General features: G+C 73.1%; 18 protein-coding genes and 1 pseudogene. 2 read left to right on the top strand and 17 right to left on the bottom strand.

Annotated features, from left to right (window positions below; genetic code table 11):
- From ABIA33_RS37180 to ABIA33_RS37135, 10 genes and pseudogenes are all read right to left on the bottom strand, one after another.
- A pseudogene (locus ABIA33_RS37180) lies at positions 1–571 on the bottom strand (1,4-alpha-glucan branching enzyme); the annotation flags it as partial.
- Between the two features lie 32 nt (positions 572–603).
- Positions 604–2,259: a hypothetical protein gene (locus ABIA33_RS37175; protein WP_370088479.1), complete on the bottom strand. Its 1,656-nt coding sequence runs from the start codon at positions 2,257–2,259 to the stop codon at positions 604–606.
- A complete protein-coding gene (locus ABIA33_RS37170; RefSeq protein WP_370088477.1) occupies positions 2,256–2,714 on the bottom strand; it encodes a VOC family protein in 459 nt (152 codons plus the stop codon). Before ABIA33_RS37170 ends, ABIA33_RS37175 begins: the two co-directional genes overlap by 4 nt.
- Complete coding sequence (locus tag ABIA33_RS37165) at positions 2,714–3,316, bottom strand: DJ-1/PfpI family protein (RefSeq protein ID WP_370088475.1); 603 nt, start codon at positions 3,314–3,316, stop codon at positions 2,714–2,716. The genes ABIA33_RS37170 and ABIA33_RS37165 overlap by 1 nt, the downstream gene beginning before the upstream one ends.
- On the bottom strand, positions 3,309–4,901 hold the full coding sequence (locus ABIA33_RS37160) for a GMC family oxidoreductase (protein WP_370088473.1): 1,593 nt from the start codon (positions 4,899–4,901) through the stop codon (positions 3,309–3,311). The genes ABIA33_RS37165 and ABIA33_RS37160 overlap by 8 nt, the downstream gene beginning before the upstream one ends.
- A 41-nt stretch (positions 4,902–4,942) precedes the next feature.
- Positions 4,943–5,314 (bottom strand): nuclear transport factor 2 family protein, encoded by a 372-nt coding sequence (locus ABIA33_RS37155; protein WP_370088471.1) that lies wholly within the window; start codon positions 5,312–5,314, stop codon positions 4,943–4,945.
- Between the two features lie 126 nt (positions 5,315–5,440).
- Positions 5,441–6,031 carry a nuclear transport factor 2 family protein gene (locus ABIA33_RS37150; protein WP_370088469.1) on the bottom strand — a complete coding sequence of 197 codons (591 nt, stop codon included), beginning with the start codon at positions 6,029–6,031 and terminating at the stop codon, positions 5,441–5,443.
- 9 nt (positions 6,032–6,040) lie between these two features.
- Entirely contained in the window at positions 6,041–6,478 is a 438-nt protein-coding gene (locus ABIA33_RS37145; protein ID WP_370088467.1) for a nuclear transport factor 2 family protein, read from the bottom strand.
- A 400-nt stretch (positions 6,479–6,878) separates the two neighbouring features.
- Positions 6,879–8,525, bottom strand: a complete 1,647-nt coding sequence (locus tag ABIA33_RS37140) for a thiamine pyrophosphate-binding protein (RefSeq protein ID WP_370088465.1) — start codon at positions 8,523–8,525, stop codon at positions 6,879–6,881.
- Positions 8,526–8,574: 49 nt separating this feature from the next.
- Positions 8,575–9,399 (bottom strand): type 1 glutamine amidotransferase domain-containing protein, encoded by an 825-nt coding sequence (locus ABIA33_RS37135; protein WP_370088463.1) that lies wholly within the window; start codon positions 9,397–9,399, stop codon positions 8,575–8,577.
- Positions 9,400–9,722: 323 nt separating this feature from the next.
- Here ABIA33_RS37135 and ABIA33_RS37130 point away from each other — a divergent pair, with 323 nt between their 5' ends.
- Both ABIA33_RS37130 and ABIA33_RS37125 read left to right on the top strand, forming a co-directional pair.
- Entirely contained in the window at positions 9,723–10,034 is a 312-nt protein-coding gene (locus ABIA33_RS37130; RefSeq protein ID WP_370088461.1) for a ubiquitin carboxyl-terminal hydrolase 14, read from the top strand.
- Positions 10,031–11,698, top strand: a complete 1,668-nt coding sequence (locus ABIA33_RS37125; RefSeq protein WP_370088459.1) for an FAD-dependent oxidoreductase — start codon at positions 10,031–10,033, stop codon at positions 11,696–11,698. The genes ABIA33_RS37130 and ABIA33_RS37125 overlap by 4 nt, the downstream gene beginning before the upstream one ends.
- A 118-nt stretch (positions 11,699–11,816) precedes the next feature.
- Here the strand turns inward: ABIA33_RS37125 and ABIA33_RS37120 are convergent, their stop codons facing one another.
- The 7 genes from ABIA33_RS37120 to ABIA33_RS37090 form a co-directional block, all read right to left on the bottom strand.
- A complete protein-coding gene (locus tag ABIA33_RS37120) occupies positions 11,817–12,161 on the bottom strand; it encodes an XRE family transcriptional regulator (protein ID WP_370088457.1) in 345 nt (114 codons plus the stop codon).
- 43 nt (positions 12,162–12,204) lie between these two features.
- Positions 12,205–12,357, bottom strand: coding sequence for a type II toxin-antitoxin system RelE/ParE family toxin (locus ABIA33_RS37115; RefSeq protein WP_370088455.1), 153 nt, complete (start codon positions 12,355–12,357; stop codon positions 12,205–12,207).
- Positions 12,348–12,536: a hypothetical protein gene (locus ABIA33_RS37110; RefSeq protein ID WP_370088453.1), complete on the bottom strand. Its 189-nt coding sequence runs from the start codon at positions 12,534–12,536 to the stop codon at positions 12,348–12,350. The genes ABIA33_RS37115 and ABIA33_RS37110 overlap by 10 nt, the downstream gene beginning before the upstream one ends.
- 250 nt (positions 12,537–12,786) lie before the next feature.
- Positions 12,787–14,016: an XdhC family protein gene (locus ABIA33_RS37105; protein ID WP_370088451.1), complete on the bottom strand. Its 1,230-nt coding sequence runs from the start codon at positions 14,014–14,016 to the stop codon at positions 12,787–12,789.
- Positions 14,017–14,266: 250 nt separating this feature from the next.
- Positions 14,267–14,608 (bottom strand): nuclear transport factor 2 family protein, encoded by a 342-nt coding sequence (locus ABIA33_RS37100; protein ID WP_370088449.1) that lies wholly within the window; start codon positions 14,606–14,608, stop codon positions 14,267–14,269.
- A 51-nt stretch (positions 14,609–14,659) separates the two neighbouring features.
- The gene (locus ABIA33_RS37095; RefSeq protein ID WP_370088447.1) at positions 14,660–16,195 is read right to left on the bottom strand and encodes an ATP-binding protein; all 1,536 of its coding nucleotides are present in this window, start codon (positions 16,193–16,195) and stop codon (positions 14,660–14,662) included.
- A 755-nt stretch (positions 16,196–16,950) separates the two neighbouring features.
- On the bottom strand, positions 16,951–18,225 hold the full coding sequence (locus tag ABIA33_RS37090; RefSeq protein ID WP_370088445.1) for an MFS transporter: 1,275 nt from the start codon (positions 18,223–18,225) through the stop codon (positions 16,951–16,953).
- Positions 18,226–18,397: the final 172 nt, after the last annotated feature.

The raw sequence follows: 18,397 nt of genomic DNA, 5'->3' as shown, positions 1-18,397 counted from the left end.
TCTCGAACTTGTACCGCGCCCCCGGCCCCACCCCGGGCACAAACAACTCCCACACCCCACTGCCACCCAACGACCGCATCGGATGCGCGGTCCCGCTCCACGCATTGAAATCCCCGATCAACCGCACCCCCGACGCATTGGGCGCCCACACCGCGAACCCCGTCCCCGCCACACCGTCCACCGTGCGCACCTGCGCACCCAGCGCCGTCCACAACTCCTCGTGCCGCCCCTGCCCGATCAGATGCAGATCCACCTCACCCACCGTCGGCGCCATCCGGTAGCCGTCGTCCTGCACCACCTCAACACCCTGGTAGACCACCCGCAGCCGGTACGCAGGCAGCACAGCGTCGCCGTCGCCGGGAATCAGGGCGGTGAACAGGCCGTCCTGCTGGTGCGTCAACTCGAACCGGGCACCACCGGTGTCCACCACCACCCGCTCGGCCAGCGGGCGCAGCACCCGCACCGCGGTACCCCGCGGCACCGGGTGGGCACCCAGCACACCGTGCGGGTCGTGGTGCCAGCCGCCGACCAGCCGGGCCACCTCCCCCGGGGGCAGGGGTGCGGGTGCCACGGTCGGGGCGCTGGCGGGGGGCGGCCGGTTCACTAGGGGCTTTCTGTTCGCAGGGGGGCCGGGCCGGGGGCGGCGCGGCGGCGGGCGGGGCGCGGGGCGGCGGCGACGGCCTCGCGGTTGGTGATGATCCTGCGGATGGCGGCCATCGGCACCGTGAGCCAGTCGGGGCGGTGGGTGGCCTCGTAGGTGGCCTCGTAGACGGCCTTGTCGGTCTCGAAGGCGCGCATCACGATGGGGTGGCTGCGCGGGTCCAGGCCGCCGGCGGCGGCGTAGCCGGTGCACAGGGCGCGGCGGTTGCGCACGGTCCAGGCCTGGGCGCGGCGTTCCTGGCGCAGGTTCTCCGCGGCCGCGGCCGCGGTGCGGGGGGGCCGCTGGTCGGCGCGGATCTGGGCCAGGGCGTGCTGGGCGGCGTAGTCGAAGGAGCGCAGCATGCCGGCCACGTCGCGCAGCGCGACCTGGGGCAGGGCGCGTTCGCTGATGGGGCGGGCGGGTTCGCCCTCGAAGTCGATGACCATCCAGCCGGTGTCGGTGCGCAGGACCTGGCCCAGGTGCAGGTCGCCGTGCACGCGTTGGCCGGGCAGGCCGCGGCCGTTGAGGGCGACCTGGGCGTACTCGTCGTAGACGGCGCTGATGCGGCCGCGCAAGGGCTCCAGGTCGGGGACCGCGGCCAGGGCCTGCTGCAGGCGGTGGTCCATGTCGGCGATCTGGTCCAGGACCTGTTGGGCGCCCAGGCGCGCGGTGGGGAAGGCCGCGGCCAGGCATTGGTGGACCGCGGCCACGCTCTCGCCCAGGGCCAGGGAGTCGGCGGTGAAGCCGTCGATGCCGAAGGTGCCGCGGCGGTGGTCGGTGATGCAGTGGGCGGCCTGACGCACCGCCAGGTCCCAGCCGTCGCCGTCGGAGGGCAGGAAGTCCTCCACGATGCCCAGGACGGTGGACTGCTGGGGCAGGTCCGTGCCGCCCGCAGCGCCCGGGCCGGTGGCGGGGTCGGGGTCGGGTTCGGGGGTGTGCAGCCAGGCGGCCAGGTGGGGGGTGTGTGCGGAGCCCAGGCGGGTCAGCGCGGTCAGGACCTCGGTCTCGGGGTGGGGGCCGGGCGCGGGCTGGCGGAAGATCTTCAGTAGCAGCTGGTCGCCGAAGACCACGCTGGTGTTGCTCTGCTCGACGGCAAGGACGCGTGGGTGCAGGCCGGTGGGCACCGGGGCGCCGGTGCGGGTCAGCCGCAGGGCGCCGGAGCCGGGGGCGGTGGCGGCGTCGTCCAGGAGCAGGGTCATCAGCTGCGGGTCGGCGGTGGCCTCGTAGAGCCACCAGCCGCTCCAGGGGCCCTCTGCGGCCCGGCCGACGGCGGCGTGGGCCAGGTCGGCGGGCAGGGCGCGGCGCAGGCCCAGCAGGATCTGGTAGCGGCGCGGGTCGGCGCCGCGGTAGTGGGCGTCGGCGAGCAGGTGCAGCAGGGCCGCGTCGGTGTCGGTGTCGGTGTCGGTGTCGGTGTCGGTGTCGGTGTCGGTGAGCACGGTGGCGGCGACGGTGGTCAGGTCCTGGATGCAGCCGTTCTCGTGGGTGAACCAGCGCTGGGCGGTGAGCCAGGGCAGCACGGTGGGCAGCAGCGGGTCCAGCAGGGCGCCCGCGCCCGCGCCGTCGGGGAGGGCGGCGCGGCGCGGGGCGGTGGTGCAGGTGCAGGTGGCCGGGGCGCTCATGCGCCGGTCCTTTGGTCCCGGTCCCGGTCCGGGTCCGGGTCCGGGTCCGGGTCCGGGTCCGGGTCGACGTAGCCCTGGCTGACCTCGACGATGGCGCCGTCGGGGTCGCGCAGCCACACGGTGCGCCAGCCGCAGATGAAATCGTCGAACGCCAGCGGGCCCAGGGTGATCTGGGCCTGGTCGCCCAGGCGTTGCAGGAACGCGTCGACGTCGTCGGTCTGGAAGGCCAGGTGGCGTACCGTGCCGGGGGTGGCGGGCCCGTCGCCCTGGCCGGCGGTGGCGCCCTGGGGGTCGGCGGGGAACAGTTCGAGGTAGGCGTCGGCGTTGCGCAGGAAGACGATCTCGCCACCGAGGACGGGCACGGTGCGGGCGCGGGTGAAGCCGAACCAGCGGGTGTAGAACTCCTCGGTCTGCTTCTGGTCCTGGCAGTTCAGGCCCACGTGCGACCAGCGCATCAGGCCGACCTCCTTTGGCGCAGGACCTCGATGACGGTGCGGGCGAACAGGTGGTGGTGCTGGCCGGTGCGGCCGGTGACCAGGTCGCCGTCGACCACCACGTCCTGGTCGCGGTAGTCGGCGCCCATGTTGCGCACGTCGCCGATCAGGTTGTTGTGGCAGGTCACCGGGCGGCCCTTGACGCTGTCGGGGATGGAGGAGGCCAGCCACATGCCGTGGCAGATGATGCCCTTGAGGAGGTGCGGCTGGCTGAAGGCGTGCTGCAGCAGCTGGGTGGCCGGGGCCAGGCGGGTGACGTCCTCGGTGTAGCGCAGCCGGTCCGCGACCATGCCGGAGGGCACGATCAGGGCGTCGTACAGGGCCAGTTCCTGCTCGCCGAGGTCTTCGAAGCTGCGGTCGACGGCCAGCGGGGCGCGGTACTCGTGGCCGGTGAAGGTGATCTGGGGCTGGCCCCACAGCCGGGTCAGGAAGTCGACCTGGGCGCCTTCCTCGGCGAAGCGGTGCTGGTAGTAGAAGATCTCCGGCTCGTAGAAGTCGCTCTCGATGAGCACCGCGATCCTCGCGCCGTCCAGGGGTTTGCTCCACAGCGCGGTCTCAGGCATGGCTGGCTCCTCGGATCAGGTCGGCGGCACGCTCGGCGATCATGACGATGGCGGTGTGGCAGTTGCCGGAGGGCACCGCCGGCATGACCGAGGCGTCGACCACGCGCAGCCCGTCCACCTGGTGGACCCGCAGCTGGGGGTCCACCACCGCGAGGTCGTCGATGCCCATGCGGCACGAGCCGGCCTGGTGGTGGTAGCTGTCGGCGGTGCGGCGCACGAAGGCGCGCAGTTCGGCCGGGCTGGTGGTGGTGGGGCCCGGGGACAGCTCCTGCTTGTTGAAGGGCGCGAAGGCGCGGGTGCGGGTCAGTTCGCGGGCCAGTTCCACGCCCTGCACCAGGCGTTCCAGGTCGGCGCGCTCGGCCAGGTAGTTGGGGTTGACCAGGGGTTTGGCCAGCGGGTCGGGCCCGGCCAGGCGCACCCAGCCGCGCGACAGCGGGCGCACCACGCCGGGCAGGATGCTGACCGCGTTGGGGTGCTGGGCTGCCACGTTCTGGTCGAAGGGGACGTGGACGAAGGCGAGTTGCAGGTCGGGGGCGGGCAGGTGGGGCCGGGAGGCCAGGAACAGGGCGCTCTCGGACAGGTTCTGGGTGGGTGCGGGGACGCTTTCGCGGGCCTCGGTGATCAGGCCGGTCAGCACGTGGTTGTGGAAGTTCTCGCCGACTCCGGGCAGGGCTGCCCGCACGGGGATGTCCAGGGCGCGCAGCTGGTCGGGGTCGCCCAGGCCGGACAGCAGCAGCAGTTTGGGCGACTCGATGGCGCCGGCGGCCACGATGACCTCGGCGCGGGCGTGGACCTGGTGCAGGCCCGGGGCCAGCGCGCCGGTGTGGGGCAGGGTGCGGCCGGTGACGGCCGGGTCCTGGGCGCCCTGCAGGTACTCCACTCCGGTGCACCGCGTTGCGGAGAACAGCAGCCGGGTGCTGTGGGCGTTGGTGCGCAGCGTCAGGTTGGGGCGCTGCAGGGCGGGTTCCAGGTAGGAGGCCAGGACGCCCTGGCGGCGGCCGTCGGCCACGTCCAGGTGGTGCCAGCCGGTGCCGAACATGACGCCGTCGTTGAAGTCGGCGCGCTGGGGGTGGCCCAGCTCGCGGCAGGCCTCGACGAAGGCGCGCGAGGCGGGGTTGGGCTGGTGCAGGGAGGCGTTGGTGACCCTCTGCGGTCCGGCGGTGCCGGTGCTGGGGCCGGTGGGGTCCTCCTGGTTCTCCAGGCGGGTGAACCAGGGCAGGCACTCGGTGTAGGACCAGCCGGCCGCGCCCTGGTAGGCCCAGTTGTCGAAGTCGGCGGGGTGGCCGCGCACGTGCATCATGATGTAGAGGTTGCTGCTGCCGCCCGGCGCCTTGCCGCGCGGTTCGTGGGTCTGGCGTCCGTCCAGGGCGGGCTGCGGCACGCTCTGGTAGCCCCAGTCCAGGGGGCCGCCCAGCAGCCGGAACCAGGAGGCGGGGTCGTCCACCTCGGGCGGGATGCGCTCGCCGCCGGCCTCCAGCAGCAGCACCCGCACCTGCGGGTCCTCGGTGAGCCGGTGCGCCAGGACGCTGCCGGCCGATCCGGCTCCCACGATGATGTAGTCGTACGGTGTCGCGTCGCCCCCCATGGGCCTGCCCTCCGGTGGTCGATGAAGCGGGTGAGGTGCGCTCAGTCCTGGGACAGGACCTGGAACGGCACGGTGTCGTGGAAGTTGGCCATGTAGGTGATCTGGCCGTGGAGAATGGTGAAGTAGTTCATGACCTGGGCCCGCACGGGCCGGCCGGCGGCGCTGGTGGCGGTGATGCGGGAGACCACCGCGCCCTGGGCGCCGTCAATGAGCACGTGCAGGGGCTCGTTGTGGAAGGCGGCGTACATCTGGCCCATGCCGCCCATCATCTGGCGCAGCTTCTCGCGGCCCTCGATGTGGCCGGCGAGCTGCTCGTCCATGACCATGTCCGGGGCGAACAGGTCGCACCAGCGGTCCCAGTCGGCGGCGTTGGCGTACTCGTAGTAGCGGTCCAGCACGGTGCGGGCGTCCATCGGCTCATCTCCCGGGTCCGGGTCGGGTGCGGCAGGTCAGGGGCCCCGGGCAAGCCGCTGACAGGCAGTCAGCATCCGGGCAGGGCAGGCAGGGCAGGCGGGGCGGGCAGGGTGGGCGGGGTGGGGTCAGGGCAGGCGGGTGCCGTCGCCGGCCAGCGGGGACCAGAACTGGCTGAACGCGGTGGCGTCGTCGCCGAAGGTGCCGTCGCGGCCCTCCACGATGCGCCCCTGGCGCCAGCGCATGAGGTGGAACATCACCGCGTCCAGCCGCTCGAAGGGCGAGGCGGAGTCCTGGGGGGTCCCGGCGCGCCGGGCGGTGTTGTGGGTCAGGTCCGCCGAGCAGCCCGGGCCGGTCATGATGGCCAGGCGCTGCATGGCGAAGGTGCCCCCGGACAGCTTCCCGGCCCGGGCCATCAGGTCCAAGAACGCGTCCAGGCCCTCGTACCAGCCGGCCAGCGGGTGGTCGCCGGGCACCAGCCAGCGCACCTGCGGGTCGTAGTGCCGGGCGATCAGGGCGCGGTCGCCGGTGGCCAGGGCCCGGTAGGCCGCCTCGACCTGGTCGCGGGTGACCACCTCGCCCCCGCCCGGCTCCACACCGCCCGGCGCCGCCCCGGCCGGGGCCGGGGCAGCCGGGGCCGGGGCGGTGGCGGCCGGGGCGGTGGCGGTGGGGGCGGTGGTGGTGGTTGCGGTGGGGGCGGTTGCGGTGGGGTCGCTCACGGCGCGCGCCTACAGGGCCGCGGAGCCGGGCATCGGCTCCAGCGCGTTGACGATGTACGTCTTGATCCGGGGGCCGTCGGCGCCGGCCACCACGACCCAGGTCTGGTCGGCGTCGAAGCCCAGCCAGGCGCTCCTGGCGCCGGGCGCGTCCCAGATCTTGGCCTGCCAGTTGACGCCCACGGCCACGGTGGCCTGGTCGCCGTCGATGACCGGCTCGACCTTGGTGACCGTGTGCTCCTCGTCGAAGAAGCGGTGGGTGACGGCCTTGTACCACTCGGCGAAGCCGGCGTGGCCGCGGGAGGTGCCCTCGGGGAAGCGCATCTCCAGGCCCTCGTCGACCAGGTAGGGCAGGGTGTCGGCCAGCGGCACATGGCGGTCCAGGGCGACGTACCACTGTTCGGCGAACCGGCGGATGGACTGCTCCGTCAGGGGCTGGGGGGACGGCATGGCGGGTGCTCCTCGGCAGGTGTGGGGCGCCACGGGCCCGGCCCGGCGGCGCCCTCGCGGGGCCGGCGGACGGTTGCCCGCGCGGCCCGGCCAGACGGTGCCCGGTCAGGTGGTGCGCCCGGTTCGGCGACACTCAAATCAGATGACACACACTCAGATGACGCATGGTCAGATGGTTCAGGGTGCGGTGGCGTTCGAGTGGGTCTCAGTGGCGTTGGCGCCCGGTGCGGGCGCGCCCGGTGCCCGGGTGGTGCGGCCGCGCAGCCACGCGGTGGTGCGGTGCTGCCCGGTGGTGCGGCCGTGCGGTGCTGCCCGGTGGTACGTGGTGCCCGGTGGTGCGGCCGCGCGGTGGTGCGGTGGTGCCCGGTGGTGCGGTGCCCTGGGGGTGGCCCCGGGGGGGTTAGACGTGCAGGTCGACCAGGAAGGGGCCGTTGTGGGCGAGCATCTGCTCGACCGCGCCGGCGGCGGCTTCGGGCTTGTCCACGCGCAGTGCCTCCACGCCCAGTGACTGGGCCAGGGCGGCGAAGTCGATGGCGGGGTGGGACAGGTCGAAGGAGGCGGGGAAGGCGTGCGGGTCGATGTCGCGTTCGCGCCAGTACTGCTCGATGTTGTCGTCCAGCAGCCGGTACTTGTGGTTGTTGCAGACCACGAACTTGGCCGCGATGTCGTAGCGGGCCGCGGTCCACAGCGCCTGGTAGGTGTACATGGCGCCGCCGTCGCCGGTGAAGCCGACCACGGTGCGGGTGGGGCGGGCGAGTTTGGCGCCGATGGCGCCGGGGATGCCCACGCCCAGGGAGCCGCCGCGGGTGGCGAAGTAGTCGCCGGGGCGCTCGGGGGGCAGGTAGGCGGTGACCTCGGGCGAGCAGGTCAGGGCCTCGTCGAAGACCACCAGGTCGCCGTCGGTCTGCTGGGCCAGGGCGTTGAGGAAGGCGGTCAGTGCGGTGGCGTCGTGGTCGCGCGCGGCCAGTTGGGCGCGCTGCTGGTGGCGGGCGGCGCGGGCGTCGGCCAGGCGGCCGGCGGCCTGGCGGTGCCGGCCGGGGCTCAGCCGCTGGGAGAGGGCGGGGGCCAGGGCGGCCAGGGCGGCCTTGGGGTCGGCGGCCAGTCCCAGGTCGACGGGGAAGTTCTTGGCGATCTCGTAGGCGTTCAGGTCGATGTGCACGATCCGGGCGCCGGGCCTGAAGGGGCTGGCCAGGTGGGGGAAGACCTCGGGGAACACGTAGGTGCCCACGATCAGGACCGCGTCCGCGTCCTGGACCAGGGCGGCGCTGTGCTCGCCGAACATGTGCCCGGTCTGGCCTTGGGCCAGCGGGTGGCCGGCGGGGATGTTGACCTCGGAGGAGTCCACGCCCCACACCGGTGCGCCCCACAGCTCGGCCAGCGCGACCAGTTCGCCCTGGGCGCCGGCCAGGGCGACGCCGTCGCCCACCAGGATCAGCGGGTTGCGGGCGCCGGCCAGCAGGTCCGCGGCGCGGGCCACCGCGTCGGGGGCCGGGGCGGTATCGGTGCGCGGCACGCTGCTGGGCAGCACGGGCTCCAGGTTCACGGTGTCCAGCACGTCCATCGGCAGGGCCACGAACACCGGGCCGCGCGGCGGCGTGAGCGCGATCTTGACGGCGCGTCGGATCACCCGCAGCACCGAGGCCGGGTCGGTGACCCGGGTGGCGTACTTGGTCACCGGGCGGGCCATGGCCACCAGGTCGCTGGCCATCTGGGCGTCCATGGCGTCGTAGCGCACCCCGGCGTCGCCGGCCAGGACCACCAGCGGGGTGTGCCCGCGCAGCGACTGGTAGAGCATGCCGATGCCGTTGCCCAGGCCCACCCCGCTGTGCAGTTGCAGCAGGGCCGCGCCGGCGGTGGCGCGCGCGTAGCCGTCGGCGATGCCGGCGGCCACCGTCTCCTGCAGCGCCAGCACGTAGCTGAAGCCGGACGCCTTGTCGGCCGCGTCCAAGAAGCCCTGCTCGACGGTGCCCGGGTTGCCGAACATCCAGTGCAGGCCGTCGGCCTGGAACTGTGCGATGAGTTTGGTGTTGCCGATCTGCGCGGTCACAGCGCTCTCCTCGGGCCCGGTGGTGGCGTGGTTGACCCCGGCACGCGGCTCACCAGCCGTAGCGGCGAAGTCCCTGCTCGAGGACCTCGACGATCTTGTTGCCGGTCAGGAACGAGTCGGGGGTGGAGCGGCCGGTCACGAACGGCCAGTCCACGATCACCGACAGCGGGCGGCCGAAGTTGCCGTGGTAGGCGCCGTGGGGGGCGGTGGCGTCGCGCAGGATGTACTCCAGCGGGTACGGCGGGGGGCCCATGGTGAAGTCGGTGTCCAGGAACCCGGTGCCGTCCTTGTAGTCGTACTCCTTGCAGTGCCCGGTCACGTGCTTGCCGGCGATGATGCTGGCGCGGTCGTCCCAGTCACGGGCAAAAGCCAGGCAGGCCACTCCGTAGCACTCGGCGGCCACCAGCTTGCCGGCGCTCTTGAAGGCCAGGATCAGGTCGTGCACCCGGGCGTTGTTGGCCAGGTCCACGATCGGGCCGCTGCCGCCCACGATCAGGATCGCGTCGAACCCGGCAATCGCCTCGGCGACCTGGTCCAGGTCGCGGTTGTAGTCCTCCAGCAGCCGCAGGTAGCCCGCGTCGCTGGTGTAGGGGCGCTCGGGGACCAGCGCGGAGATGTCCCACGGGTCCTGCAGGCGCGTGGAGGCCTCGAGCTCGCGGCCCATCTTGGCCACCTCGGGGGTGGTCACCGTGCGGCCCAGCGGCGGGTCGACGAAGTCGTCGGCAAGGCTGGGCGGCAGTGCGCGGGCCCGCTTGCCGGTGGGGGTGGCGAAGGTGACCTGGTAGCCGCGCTCGTCGAACGCGGCCAGCGGCCCCACCAGTTCCTCGGCCCAGTACCCGCGTTCCGAGACAACGACCAGAATGCGCTTGCTCACAGAATCCTCCGGCGGGGCGAATCGGATATTCAAGCAGGACCATTGCCCGCCCGGTCACGGGGCGTCAACTCATGCGCCGGTGACTTCCTCAAGTAGCCGCTAGTAGGTCAGGTACACCCCCGCGGCACACCGGCCGGGCCCCAAGTCACCTTGTCACAAGGCGACTTGGTGAAGTCCGCCCGCCGGCGGGCGACTTGGTGAAGTCCCCCGCGGCCCGGGCACGGCCCTGGGTTACCGTCGGGGCACAAGGAGCCGGCCCACCCGCCGGCCCGCCCGCCCGCCGGCGCTCGTCGGCGCGGCACCGCCCCCCCGGGAGGCCCGGCATGCCCGCCTGCACCCATGTCGACCAGGTCGGCCGCCCGGTGACCCCGGGCGCCGACGGCTGCCAGGAGTGCCTGCAGCGCGGGGAGCGCTGGGTGCATCTGCGGCTGTGCCTGAGCTGCGGGCACGTGGGCTGCTGCGACTCCTCGAGGAACCGGCACGCCACACGGCACTTCCGTGCCACCGGCCACCCGATCGCGGCCTCCGCCGAACCGCGCGAGGACTGGGCCTGGTGCTTCGCCGACCAGCTGATCGTGCAGTGCGAGCAAGGGCCGCGGCCGGCCGCGCCACACCATCCAAGGAGCCCGCGTTGATCCAGGCGACAGGTGAGGACGCAGGCAAACCGGTCATCCTGGCGGTCGACGACGACCCGCAGGTGCTGCGGGCGGTGCGCCGGGACCTGCGCGCCCACTACAGCCAGCGCTACCGGGTGCTGGGCGCCACCTCGGCCGGCGAGGCCCTTGGCGTGCTGGACGTACTGGAGGACCGCGGCCAGGACACCGCCCTGTTCCTGGTCGACCAGCGCATGCCCGACACCACCGGGGTGCAGTTCCTGGTCGAGGCGGTCAGCCGGTTCCCCGACGCGCGCCGGGTGCTGCTGACCGCCTACGCGGACACCGACGCGGCGATCACCGCGATCAACCAGGTCCGGCTGGACTACTACCTGATCAAGCCCTGGGACCCGCCGGCCGAGCGCCTGTTCCCGGTCCTGGACGACCTGCTCTCGGACTGGCTGGCCGCCTGGCGCCCGCGCTACCGGGGCATCCGCGTGGTGGGCCACCTGGTCGCCGCCCGCACCCACCAGGTGCGCGACTTCCTGACCCGCAACGGGCAGCCGTTCCAGTTCCTGAACGTGGCCACCGACCCCCAGGCCCGCCAACTGGCCCAGGAGCACCCGGGCGCGGCGCTGCCGCTGGTGCTGTTCCCCGGCGGGGCCGCGCTGGCGGCCCCCTCCAGCGCGCAACTGGCCCAGCAGATGGGCCTGGCCACCACCGCCTCGCGCCCGCACTACGACACCGTGATCATCGGCGCCGGGCCGGCCGGGCTGGCGGCCGGCGTCTACGGCGCCTCCGAGGGCCTGTCGACGCTGCTGGTGGACGCCGACAGCCCCGGCGGGCAGGCCGGCACCTCCAGCCTGATCGAGAACTACCTCGGCTTCCCGGCCGGCCTGTCGGGCACCGACCTGGCGCGGCGCGCGGTCACCCAGGCCGCCCGGTTCGGCGCCGAGGTGCTGCACCCGATGGAGGTGGCCGCACTGCGCCGAGCCGACCCGGCCCGGATCCTGACGCTGGCCGACGGCACCGAGATCAGCGCCGGCAGCGTGCTGCTGGCCATGGGCGTGTCCTACAACCGGCTGCAGATCCCCGGCGCCGACCGCTTCGAGGGCGCCGGCCTGTACTACGGCGCGGCCACCACCGAGAGCAACGCCTGCATCTCCCAGCACGTGTTCATCGTCGGCGGCGCCAACTCCGCCGGCCAGGCCGCGGTGCACTTCGCCAAGTACGCGGCCACCGTCACCGTGCTGGTGCGCTCCGGCACCCTGCAGTCGGGCATGTCGCAGTACCTGGTCGCCGAGATCGCCCGCACCCCCAACATCGAGGTACGCCTCAACACCCAGGTCACCGCACTGCTGGGCACCGACCGCCTGGAACAGGTGCAACTCCTGGACACCGCCACCGGCACCACCGCCCAGCAGCCGGCCAGGTTCGTGTTCACCTTCATCGGCGCGCGCCCGCGCACCGCCTGGCTGGGCCAGGCGGTGGCCTGCGACGAACACGGCTTCGTACTGACCGGCGCCGCCATCCCGCCGGGCGCCTGGACCCTGCAGCGCCCGCCCGCGTTCCTGGAGACCAGCATCCCAGGCGTGTTCGCCGCCGGCGACGTACGCGCCGGCTCGGTCAAACGCGTCGCCTCCGGAGTGGGCGAAGGCGCCATGGCCGTCGCCCTGGTCCACCAGTACCGCGCCGCCACCCAATAACCCAATAGCCCAAGGCCACAAGGGCACAGCCACAGGGGCACAGGGGCACAGCCACAGGGGCACAGGGCGGGGCGCTCCGCGGCCACCCGCCTGCGCCCGGGGCGCCCCTGGCGGGGCGTCAGCCCAGGACCAGGGACTCGTCGCCGAAGTCGGCGACCAGCTTCAACTTCCCGCCCAGGGCCGCGACGTAGGCCGCCGGCGTGTCGACCTCGCTGCGCCCTATCCGGCCCCGCTCGAGGTCGGAGACCCGGGCCTGGGAGACACCCATGCAGGCCGCCAGTTCGACCTGGGTGGCACGCCGGCGCTTGCGGATCTCGGCCAGGCGGTGCGCCCGGACCTGGGCCCGCAGCTCATCGGCCCGACGGGCGATCTCCAGGCGATCCTCCTGGTCGAACAGCCCGCCCCTCAGGACGTCCCAGGACACCGCCCCAGCCGGCGCGGTGTTCACGTCATTGCGGGACATGCGGTCCTTCCTGTCTGGTCGGGTGGCCCTGCGGTAACGGGGGTCATCTACCGGCCTTGCCACCGAGGTAGGCGACGTACGCCTGCTCGGCCGTCTTGATCGCCTGCGGGTACCAGGTCGTCCACTGTCCGCACTTGTCCCCGGCCACCAGGACCACCGCGTTGCGTTGCGGATCGAAGATGAAGATCAGGCGCACCTCGGTAGTACCACTGGAGCTGGCCGCAACTCCTTGAGGCGGGCCAGGTCGGTGCCCTTGAGGGTGTCGACCAGGCGACGGCCCGGCGCGGGGCCCTCCTCCGCCAGGATCTCCGGCGCGGCTGCGACCTGGCGGGCCGTGTCCCGATCGGCCTTGCGCAACTCATGCAACCAGGTCAAGGCGGGTTCAACGACACGACCGGCCAGGACACCGGCGCACGCCCACTGCCCGACAGCAGATATAACTCCCACGCTATATAACACATGTGCTTTTCGCGGGAGGCTGCCCACGAGCGCTTCGCACGCGCCTGGCGTGCGGTGGGCCGCGGCAGCTTGCCCCGTGCTGAGGCCGCGGCAGCTTGCCCCGTGCTGAGGCCGCGGCAGCTTGCCCCGTGCTGAGGCCGCGGCAGCTTGCCCCGTGCTGAGGGGGTCAGGCGATGCGGCGCGGCAGGCCGCCTTCGCGCAGCGGGTGGTCGGGGCGCGGGTGGTCGTGGTGGATCGGGCCGCCGTGGGCGGACAGCGGCAGGCAGGTGCCGCCGCGGCGGTGGGCGACGATCTCGGCGGCCACCGCGACCGCGGTCTCCTCGGGGGTGCGCGCACCCAGGTCCAGGCCGATGGGCGAGCGCAGGCGGGCCAGCTCCGGTTCGCCCAGCCCGGCCTCGCGCAGCGCCTGCAGGCGCTGCAGGTGGGTGCGGCGTGAGCCCATCGCGCCGACGAAGCCCAGCGGGATCCGCAGCGCGCGCTCAAGCAGCGGCAGGTCGAACTTGGCGTCGTGGGTCAGCACGCACAGCGCGGTGCGCGAGTCGATGCGCCCGGCGGCCAGCTGCGCGTCCAGGTAGCGGTGCGGCCAGTCGACCACCACCTGGTGCGCGCCGGGAAAACGCAGCGCGGTGGCGAACACCGCCCGCGCATCGCACACGGTCACGTGATAGCCCAGGAAGGAGCCGATGCGGGCGACGGCGGCGGCGAAGTCGACGGCCCCGAACACGATCATGCGCGGCGGCGGGACGTGCGCCTCGACGAAGAACGTGGCCACCTGGCCGCCGGCCGCCTCGCACGGGCGCCCGTCCCCCGCCAGGGTGAACTGCCCGGTGCGCCCGGCCTCGAGCATCGCGCGGGCCCGCACGACCACGGAGCCCTCCAGCGCCGCACGGCCCGGACCCAGGCTGCCGTGGTACGCGCCGCCGGTCACCGCCAGCGCCGCGCCCAGCAGGTCCTCGCCCAGCAGGCCGCCGCCCAGCAGGTCCGGGTGTGCGGCGCCCTGGGGTACGGCGACCGCGCGCACCAGCGCGACCGGGGTGCCGGCGTGGACGTGGGCCAGGGCCGCGTCCAGGCCCGCCGAGGCCCCGGGGACCACCGGCTGGACAAACACCTCGATGACCCCGCCGCAGGTCAGCCCGACCGCGAACGCGTCCTGGCCGGAGAACCCGAAGCGGTGCAGCACCGGCCGCCCCGACTCCAGCGCCTGCCGGCACAGTTCGTACACCGCCGCCTCCACGCAGCCCCCCGACACACTGCCCACCGCCCGCCCACTGCCGTCCACCGCCAGCGCCGCACCCGCCTCGCGCGGAGCGCTCCCGGACACCGACACCACAGTGGCCACCGCGAACGCGCGCCCCGCGCGGTGCCAGGCGTGCAGGTGAGCGGCGATGTCGTGCACCGTGGGCTCCTGTTCACAGTCGGCGGTACGGGTCCCGGGTCCCGGGGCCCGCCAGGGGCTCCGGGACCGGGTGCGGTGCCCGGGGACCGGGTGCGCTGCCCGGGGCCCGCCAGGGGCTCCAGGACCGGGTGGGCCCGCCGGGGGCTCCGGGACCGGGTGCGGTGCCCGGGGCCCGCCGGGGGCTCCAGGACCGGGTGGGCCCGCCGGGGGCTCCGGGCCCGGGTGCGGGCGCGGTGGCCGGGTGGGGTGGCTAGCTGCCGAAGCCGGCGGTCTGGCGCCAGATCTTGCCGTCGCGTACCACCAGGGTGCCGTGGGCGTGCTCGGGTGCGCCGCCCAGATTCATGACCGCGCGGTAGAAGATGGTGTCCTGGGTCTCGATGTAGTCGGTCAGGTCCACCAGTTCGGGCTCCAGGCTGAGGTAGCCGGTGAACAGCTCGCGCAGCGCCGCGGTACCGGACGCGACACCCTCGTAGCGCAGCAGCGCGGCGTCGGGCAGGTAGTTGTCCATCAACTGGTCCAGGTCGCGGCTGGACAACGCGGCCATCTGGCGGACGAAGACCGGGTGCAGCGCGGATATGTCGGTGCGGGCCATGATCACTCCTCAAGGGGAAGGGAAGGGCGGACGGGAAGGGCGGGCGGGGGGTCAGGGGTTCGGGTGCGGGGGGCAGTCGGCGCGGTGGCCGCCGCCGTCCAGGGGGATGCGCACCACCAGGCGGGTATCGCCGGGGCTGGAGCGCACGGTGATGGTGCCGTGGTGGCGCTGGCCCACGATGCGGTGCGACAGGTGCAGGCCAAGGCCGGTGCCCCGGCCGACGTCCTTGGTGGTGTAGAAGGGCTCGAAGACCCGGGGCAGGACCTTGGGGTCGATACCGGTGCCGGTGTCGGCGACCTCCACGGTCAGGCAGCCGTCCTCGCCCTCCTGGTGCACCCGCAGGGTCAGCGTCCCGGCGCCGTCCATGGCGTCGACCGCGTTGTCGATCAGGTTGGTCCACACCTGGTTGAGCTCGGAGGGGTAGCCGGTCACCGGGGCCAGGCCCGGCGCGTACTGGCGCACGATCCGCACCCGGGCCAGCTTGGCGCGCAGCATGGCCAAGGTGGCTTCCAGGCCGTCGGTGACCGCGAAGGTCTGCTGCGGGGCCCGGTCCAGGTTGGCGTACTCGCGGGTGGCGGCCACCAGGGCGCAGATCCGCGGGGCGGCGGCCTGCAGTTCCGCGGTCAGTGCGCGGGTCTCCAGCAGGCAGGCCAGCTGGTCCAGAGCGCAGGAAAGGACCTGCGGGCGGATCGCGGCCAGGCGCGCTGCCAGCCACCGCTGGTCAAGGCCCAGGTCGGCCAGGGCGGAGGCGAGCGGGCCGGGGCGCTGGGCGCCGCGTTCGCCGGCCCAGTCCACCAGGTCGTCCTCCGCGTCGGCGACCGCCACCGGATCGCTGCGCGCCGCCGGGGCGCCGCCGGTGGCCGCGTCGGCCACCGCGGCCAGGACCGCGCGTTCGGACTCGGTGGCCACCTGGCCCCAGCAGGTGGCGGCCGCGTCCAGGGCGGCGATGGCCGGCACCAGTTCCCCGGCCGCGCGGGCCATCGCCGCCGAGGGGTTGTTCAGCTCGTGGGCCAGGCCCGCGGCCAAGGTACCCAGCGCGGTCAGCGTGGCCCGGTTGCGGGCCTGCACCTCCGAGGACTTGATCCGCCACGCCAGCACCGGCAGCAGCATCCGCGCCACCGAGGTACAACGCGCCAGCATCTCGAAGAAGTCCTCACGCGTGTAGGCCAACACCGTGGTCGGACCGCAGGCGGTAGCGGTAGCCAGATACCCGCCCTCGGTCAACAACGGCAACTCCCCGGTGAAACGATGCGCCACCTGCGGCTTGCCGTCATGACTGTCACCCGCACCAGGGCGGGCCCGGTGGCGCGTCAAAACCTCCTCACGCCCCTCGATGCGCTTGGAGACGATCAACTCACCCGCCAGCAGGACAAAGAAATGCGTGGCCTTCTGCCCGTCACGAAACAACACCTGCGCATCAGCCAACTCCCGACGCTCACAGACCTGAGCAACCCACGCCAACTGCTCGACGCCCAACTCGCTGAACAACTCGACCGAGGCGAGCTCCTCCAACACCACAGCACTAGGCCGAACCTGGCCGGCGACCATCAACTCCTCCAAACAGTTGCCCCACACCACCGTTGCCACACCGGCACCACCGGCGACCCGGACCCAAAAACACCACCACACACCACACACGACACACCCCCACAGGCCGGCGGCCCGCAGGCCCAAAGGCCCCGCAGCCCGGTAACCCGAACCCCGAACGCCCAAGACCCGAAGGGCCGGTGCCCCGAAGGCCGAAGGCCCGAAGAGCCGGTGACCCGGAGGCCGGTGGCCCGAAGGCCGAAGGCCGGTGACCCGAACGCCCAAGACCCGAAGGGCCGGTGACCCGAAGCCGAAGGCCCGAAGGCCGAAGGCCGAAGAGCCGGTGCCCCGGAGGCCGAAGGCCGGTGGCCCGAAGGCCGAAGGCCGGTGACCCGAACGTCCAAGACCCGAAGGGCCGGTGACCCGAAGCCGAAGGCCCGAAGGCCGAAGGCCCGAAGAGCCGGTGACCCGAAGGCCCGAAGGCCGGTGACCCGAAGGCCCGAAGGCCGAAGGCCGGCGACCCGAACGCCCAAGACCCGAAGGGCCGGTGACCCGAAGGCCGAAGGCCCGAAGAGCCGGTGACCCGGAGGCCGAAGGCCGGTGACCCGAAGGCCCGAAGGCCCGAAGGCCCGAAGGCCCAAGGCCGGTGACCCGAAGGCCCGAAGGCCGAAGGCCGGTGACCCGAAGGCCCGAAGGCCCAAGGCCGGTGACCCGAAGGCCCGAAGGCCCAAGGCCGGTGGCCGGTGGCCGGTGGCAGGTGGCCGGTGGCAGGTGGCCGGTGGCAGGTGGCCGGTGGCCGGTGGCCGGGGTGGGTGTCAGCGGGCCGGGGCGTCGGCGGTGCCGGGCCGCGCCCTGTCGGGCGCGGCCCAGTTCAGGCCGGCCAGCGCGATCAGGCACACGGCGCCCACCGCGACCACGAACGCCACCGCGGTGCGGTGCAGCCCCAGGTGACTGGAGACCAGGCCCGCCAGCACCGCGGGCACGCTCATCGACACGTACGCCACCACATACACCGCCGCCATCAACTCCCCGCGGCTTCGCGCGGCGGCCAAAGCCGCCAGCGAACGAAACGCCCCCAGGAACGTCGCCCCCCAGCCCATCCCCAGCACCGCGGTACCCGCGAAGAACACCACCGCGCCACCGGACCACAACGCCACCAACACCAGCACCAGACCCGCCACCAACAGCAGCAAACCCAGCCTCGCGATACGCAGCGCAGCGAGCCGGCCCAGCGCGAGCTGGCCCACCGTGGCGATACCGGCCAGCACCGCCACACTCAGCCCGCCCACCAGATGGCTACGCGAATGCAGCAACTGCAACACCAGCGAAGGACCCAGCGACAGGTAGAAACCACCGACCGCCCACACCGCCACCAACGCCAGCGACAACAACGCGAACGGCCGCCGGGCCGGCCCGGGCACCGAGATCCGGTGCGGACGCACCCTCAAACCCCGCCCCGCCCCAGGCGCGGTCTCCGGCAAGAACACCACCGCGACCAGCGCCAACGCGAACGCGACAGCCAGCAACAGATACGTCAACACCGCCGGCGCCGGCGCGTACTGCACCAACAGCCCCGCAACCAAAGCACCCGCGGCCATCCCCAACGTCGGCGCAGCCGAGTTCACCAGCGTGCCACGCGCCGGCTTGGCCGGCGGCGCCAGCTCGATCAAAGCCGCACCCATCGCCCCGGTCGCCAGACCCACCGCAAAACCCTGCAACCCACGGGCCACCAACAACGCACCCACCCCGCCGGCAGTGGCGAAGACCACCATCGCAGCCACCGCCAACACCAACGCGGCCAACAACACCCTGCGCCGCCCGATCACATCCGACAACGAACCGAAAACCAGCAAACTCGCCAACACCGCGACCGCATACACCGCGAACACCACCGTCAACACCGCCGCCGAGAAATGCCACTCCTGCTGATAGACCACATACAACGGAGAAGGCACCGAAGAAGAAAACAACAACAACACCAACACCGCACCCACCAACCAAAAACCAGCCGAACGCGACAGCGTCCGCGCACGCCCCCCCGCAACAGACACCCGCCCGACACGCACACTCCGGGGTTCATCGATCGCCATGACGCTCACTCCCACAAGGCAGAAGACCGGACACAAACAGAACGCACGACGGCGGGCTCGTCAACAGCCATAGCGCCCACTGCCACCAGCCAGGACTGGACGCAGACACCGCGCAAGCCCGCACGCAAGGCAGCGAGCCCGTCAACAACCACGACGCTCACTGCCACCAGCC

Origin of the sequence: Streptacidiphilus sp. MAP12-16 (genome assembly GCF_041262165.1) — a bacterium.
Lineage (GTDB): Bacteria > Actinomycetota > Actinomycetes > Streptomycetales > Streptomycetaceae > Streptacidiphilus.
The sequence above is the reverse complement of the archived record's forward strand: the minus strand, read 5'-3'. Positions and strand labels throughout refer to the sequence as shown.

Excerpts from the sequence above, each read along its gene's own strand:
- ABIA33_RS37175 (WP_370088479.1), bottom strand. The coding sequence starts at position 2,259 with ATGAGCGCCCCGGCCACCTGCACCTGCACCACCGCCCCGCGCCGCGCC.
- ABIA33_RS37170 (WP_370088477.1), bottom strand. The coding sequence starts at position 2,714 with ATGCGCTGGTCGCACGTGGGCCTGAACTGCCAGGACCAGAAGCAGACC.
- ABIA33_RS37165 (WP_370088475.1), bottom strand. The coding sequence starts at position 3,316 with ATGCCTGAGACCGCGCTGTGGAGCAAACCCCTGGACGGCGCGAGGATC.
- ABIA33_RS37160 (WP_370088473.1), bottom strand. The coding sequence starts at position 4,901 with ATGGGGGGCGACGCGACACCGTACGACTACATCATCGTGGGAGCCGGA.
- ABIA33_RS37155 (WP_370088471.1), bottom strand. The coding sequence starts at position 5,314 with ATGGACGCCCGCACCGTGCTGGACCGCTACTACGAGTACGCCAACGCC.
- ABIA33_RS37145 (WP_370088467.1), bottom strand. The coding sequence starts at position 6,478 with ATGCCGTCCCCCCAGCCCCTGACGGAGCAGTCCATCCGCCGGTTCGCC.
- ABIA33_RS37130 (WP_370088461.1), top strand. The coding sequence starts at position 9,723 with ATGCCCGCCTGCACCCATGTCGACCAGGTCGGCCGCCCGGTGACCCCG.
- ABIA33_RS37120 (WP_370088457.1), bottom strand. The coding sequence starts at position 12,161 with ATGTCCCGCAATGACGTGAACACCGCGCCGGCTGGGGCGGTGTCCTGG.
- ABIA33_RS37100 (WP_370088449.1), bottom strand. The coding sequence starts at position 14,608 with ATGGCCCGCACCGACATATCCGCGCTGCACCCGGTCTTCGTCCGCCAG.
- ABIA33_RS37090 (WP_370088445.1), bottom strand. The coding sequence starts at position 18,225 with ATGGCGATCGATGAACCCCGGAGTGTGCGTGTCGGGCGGGTGTCTGTT.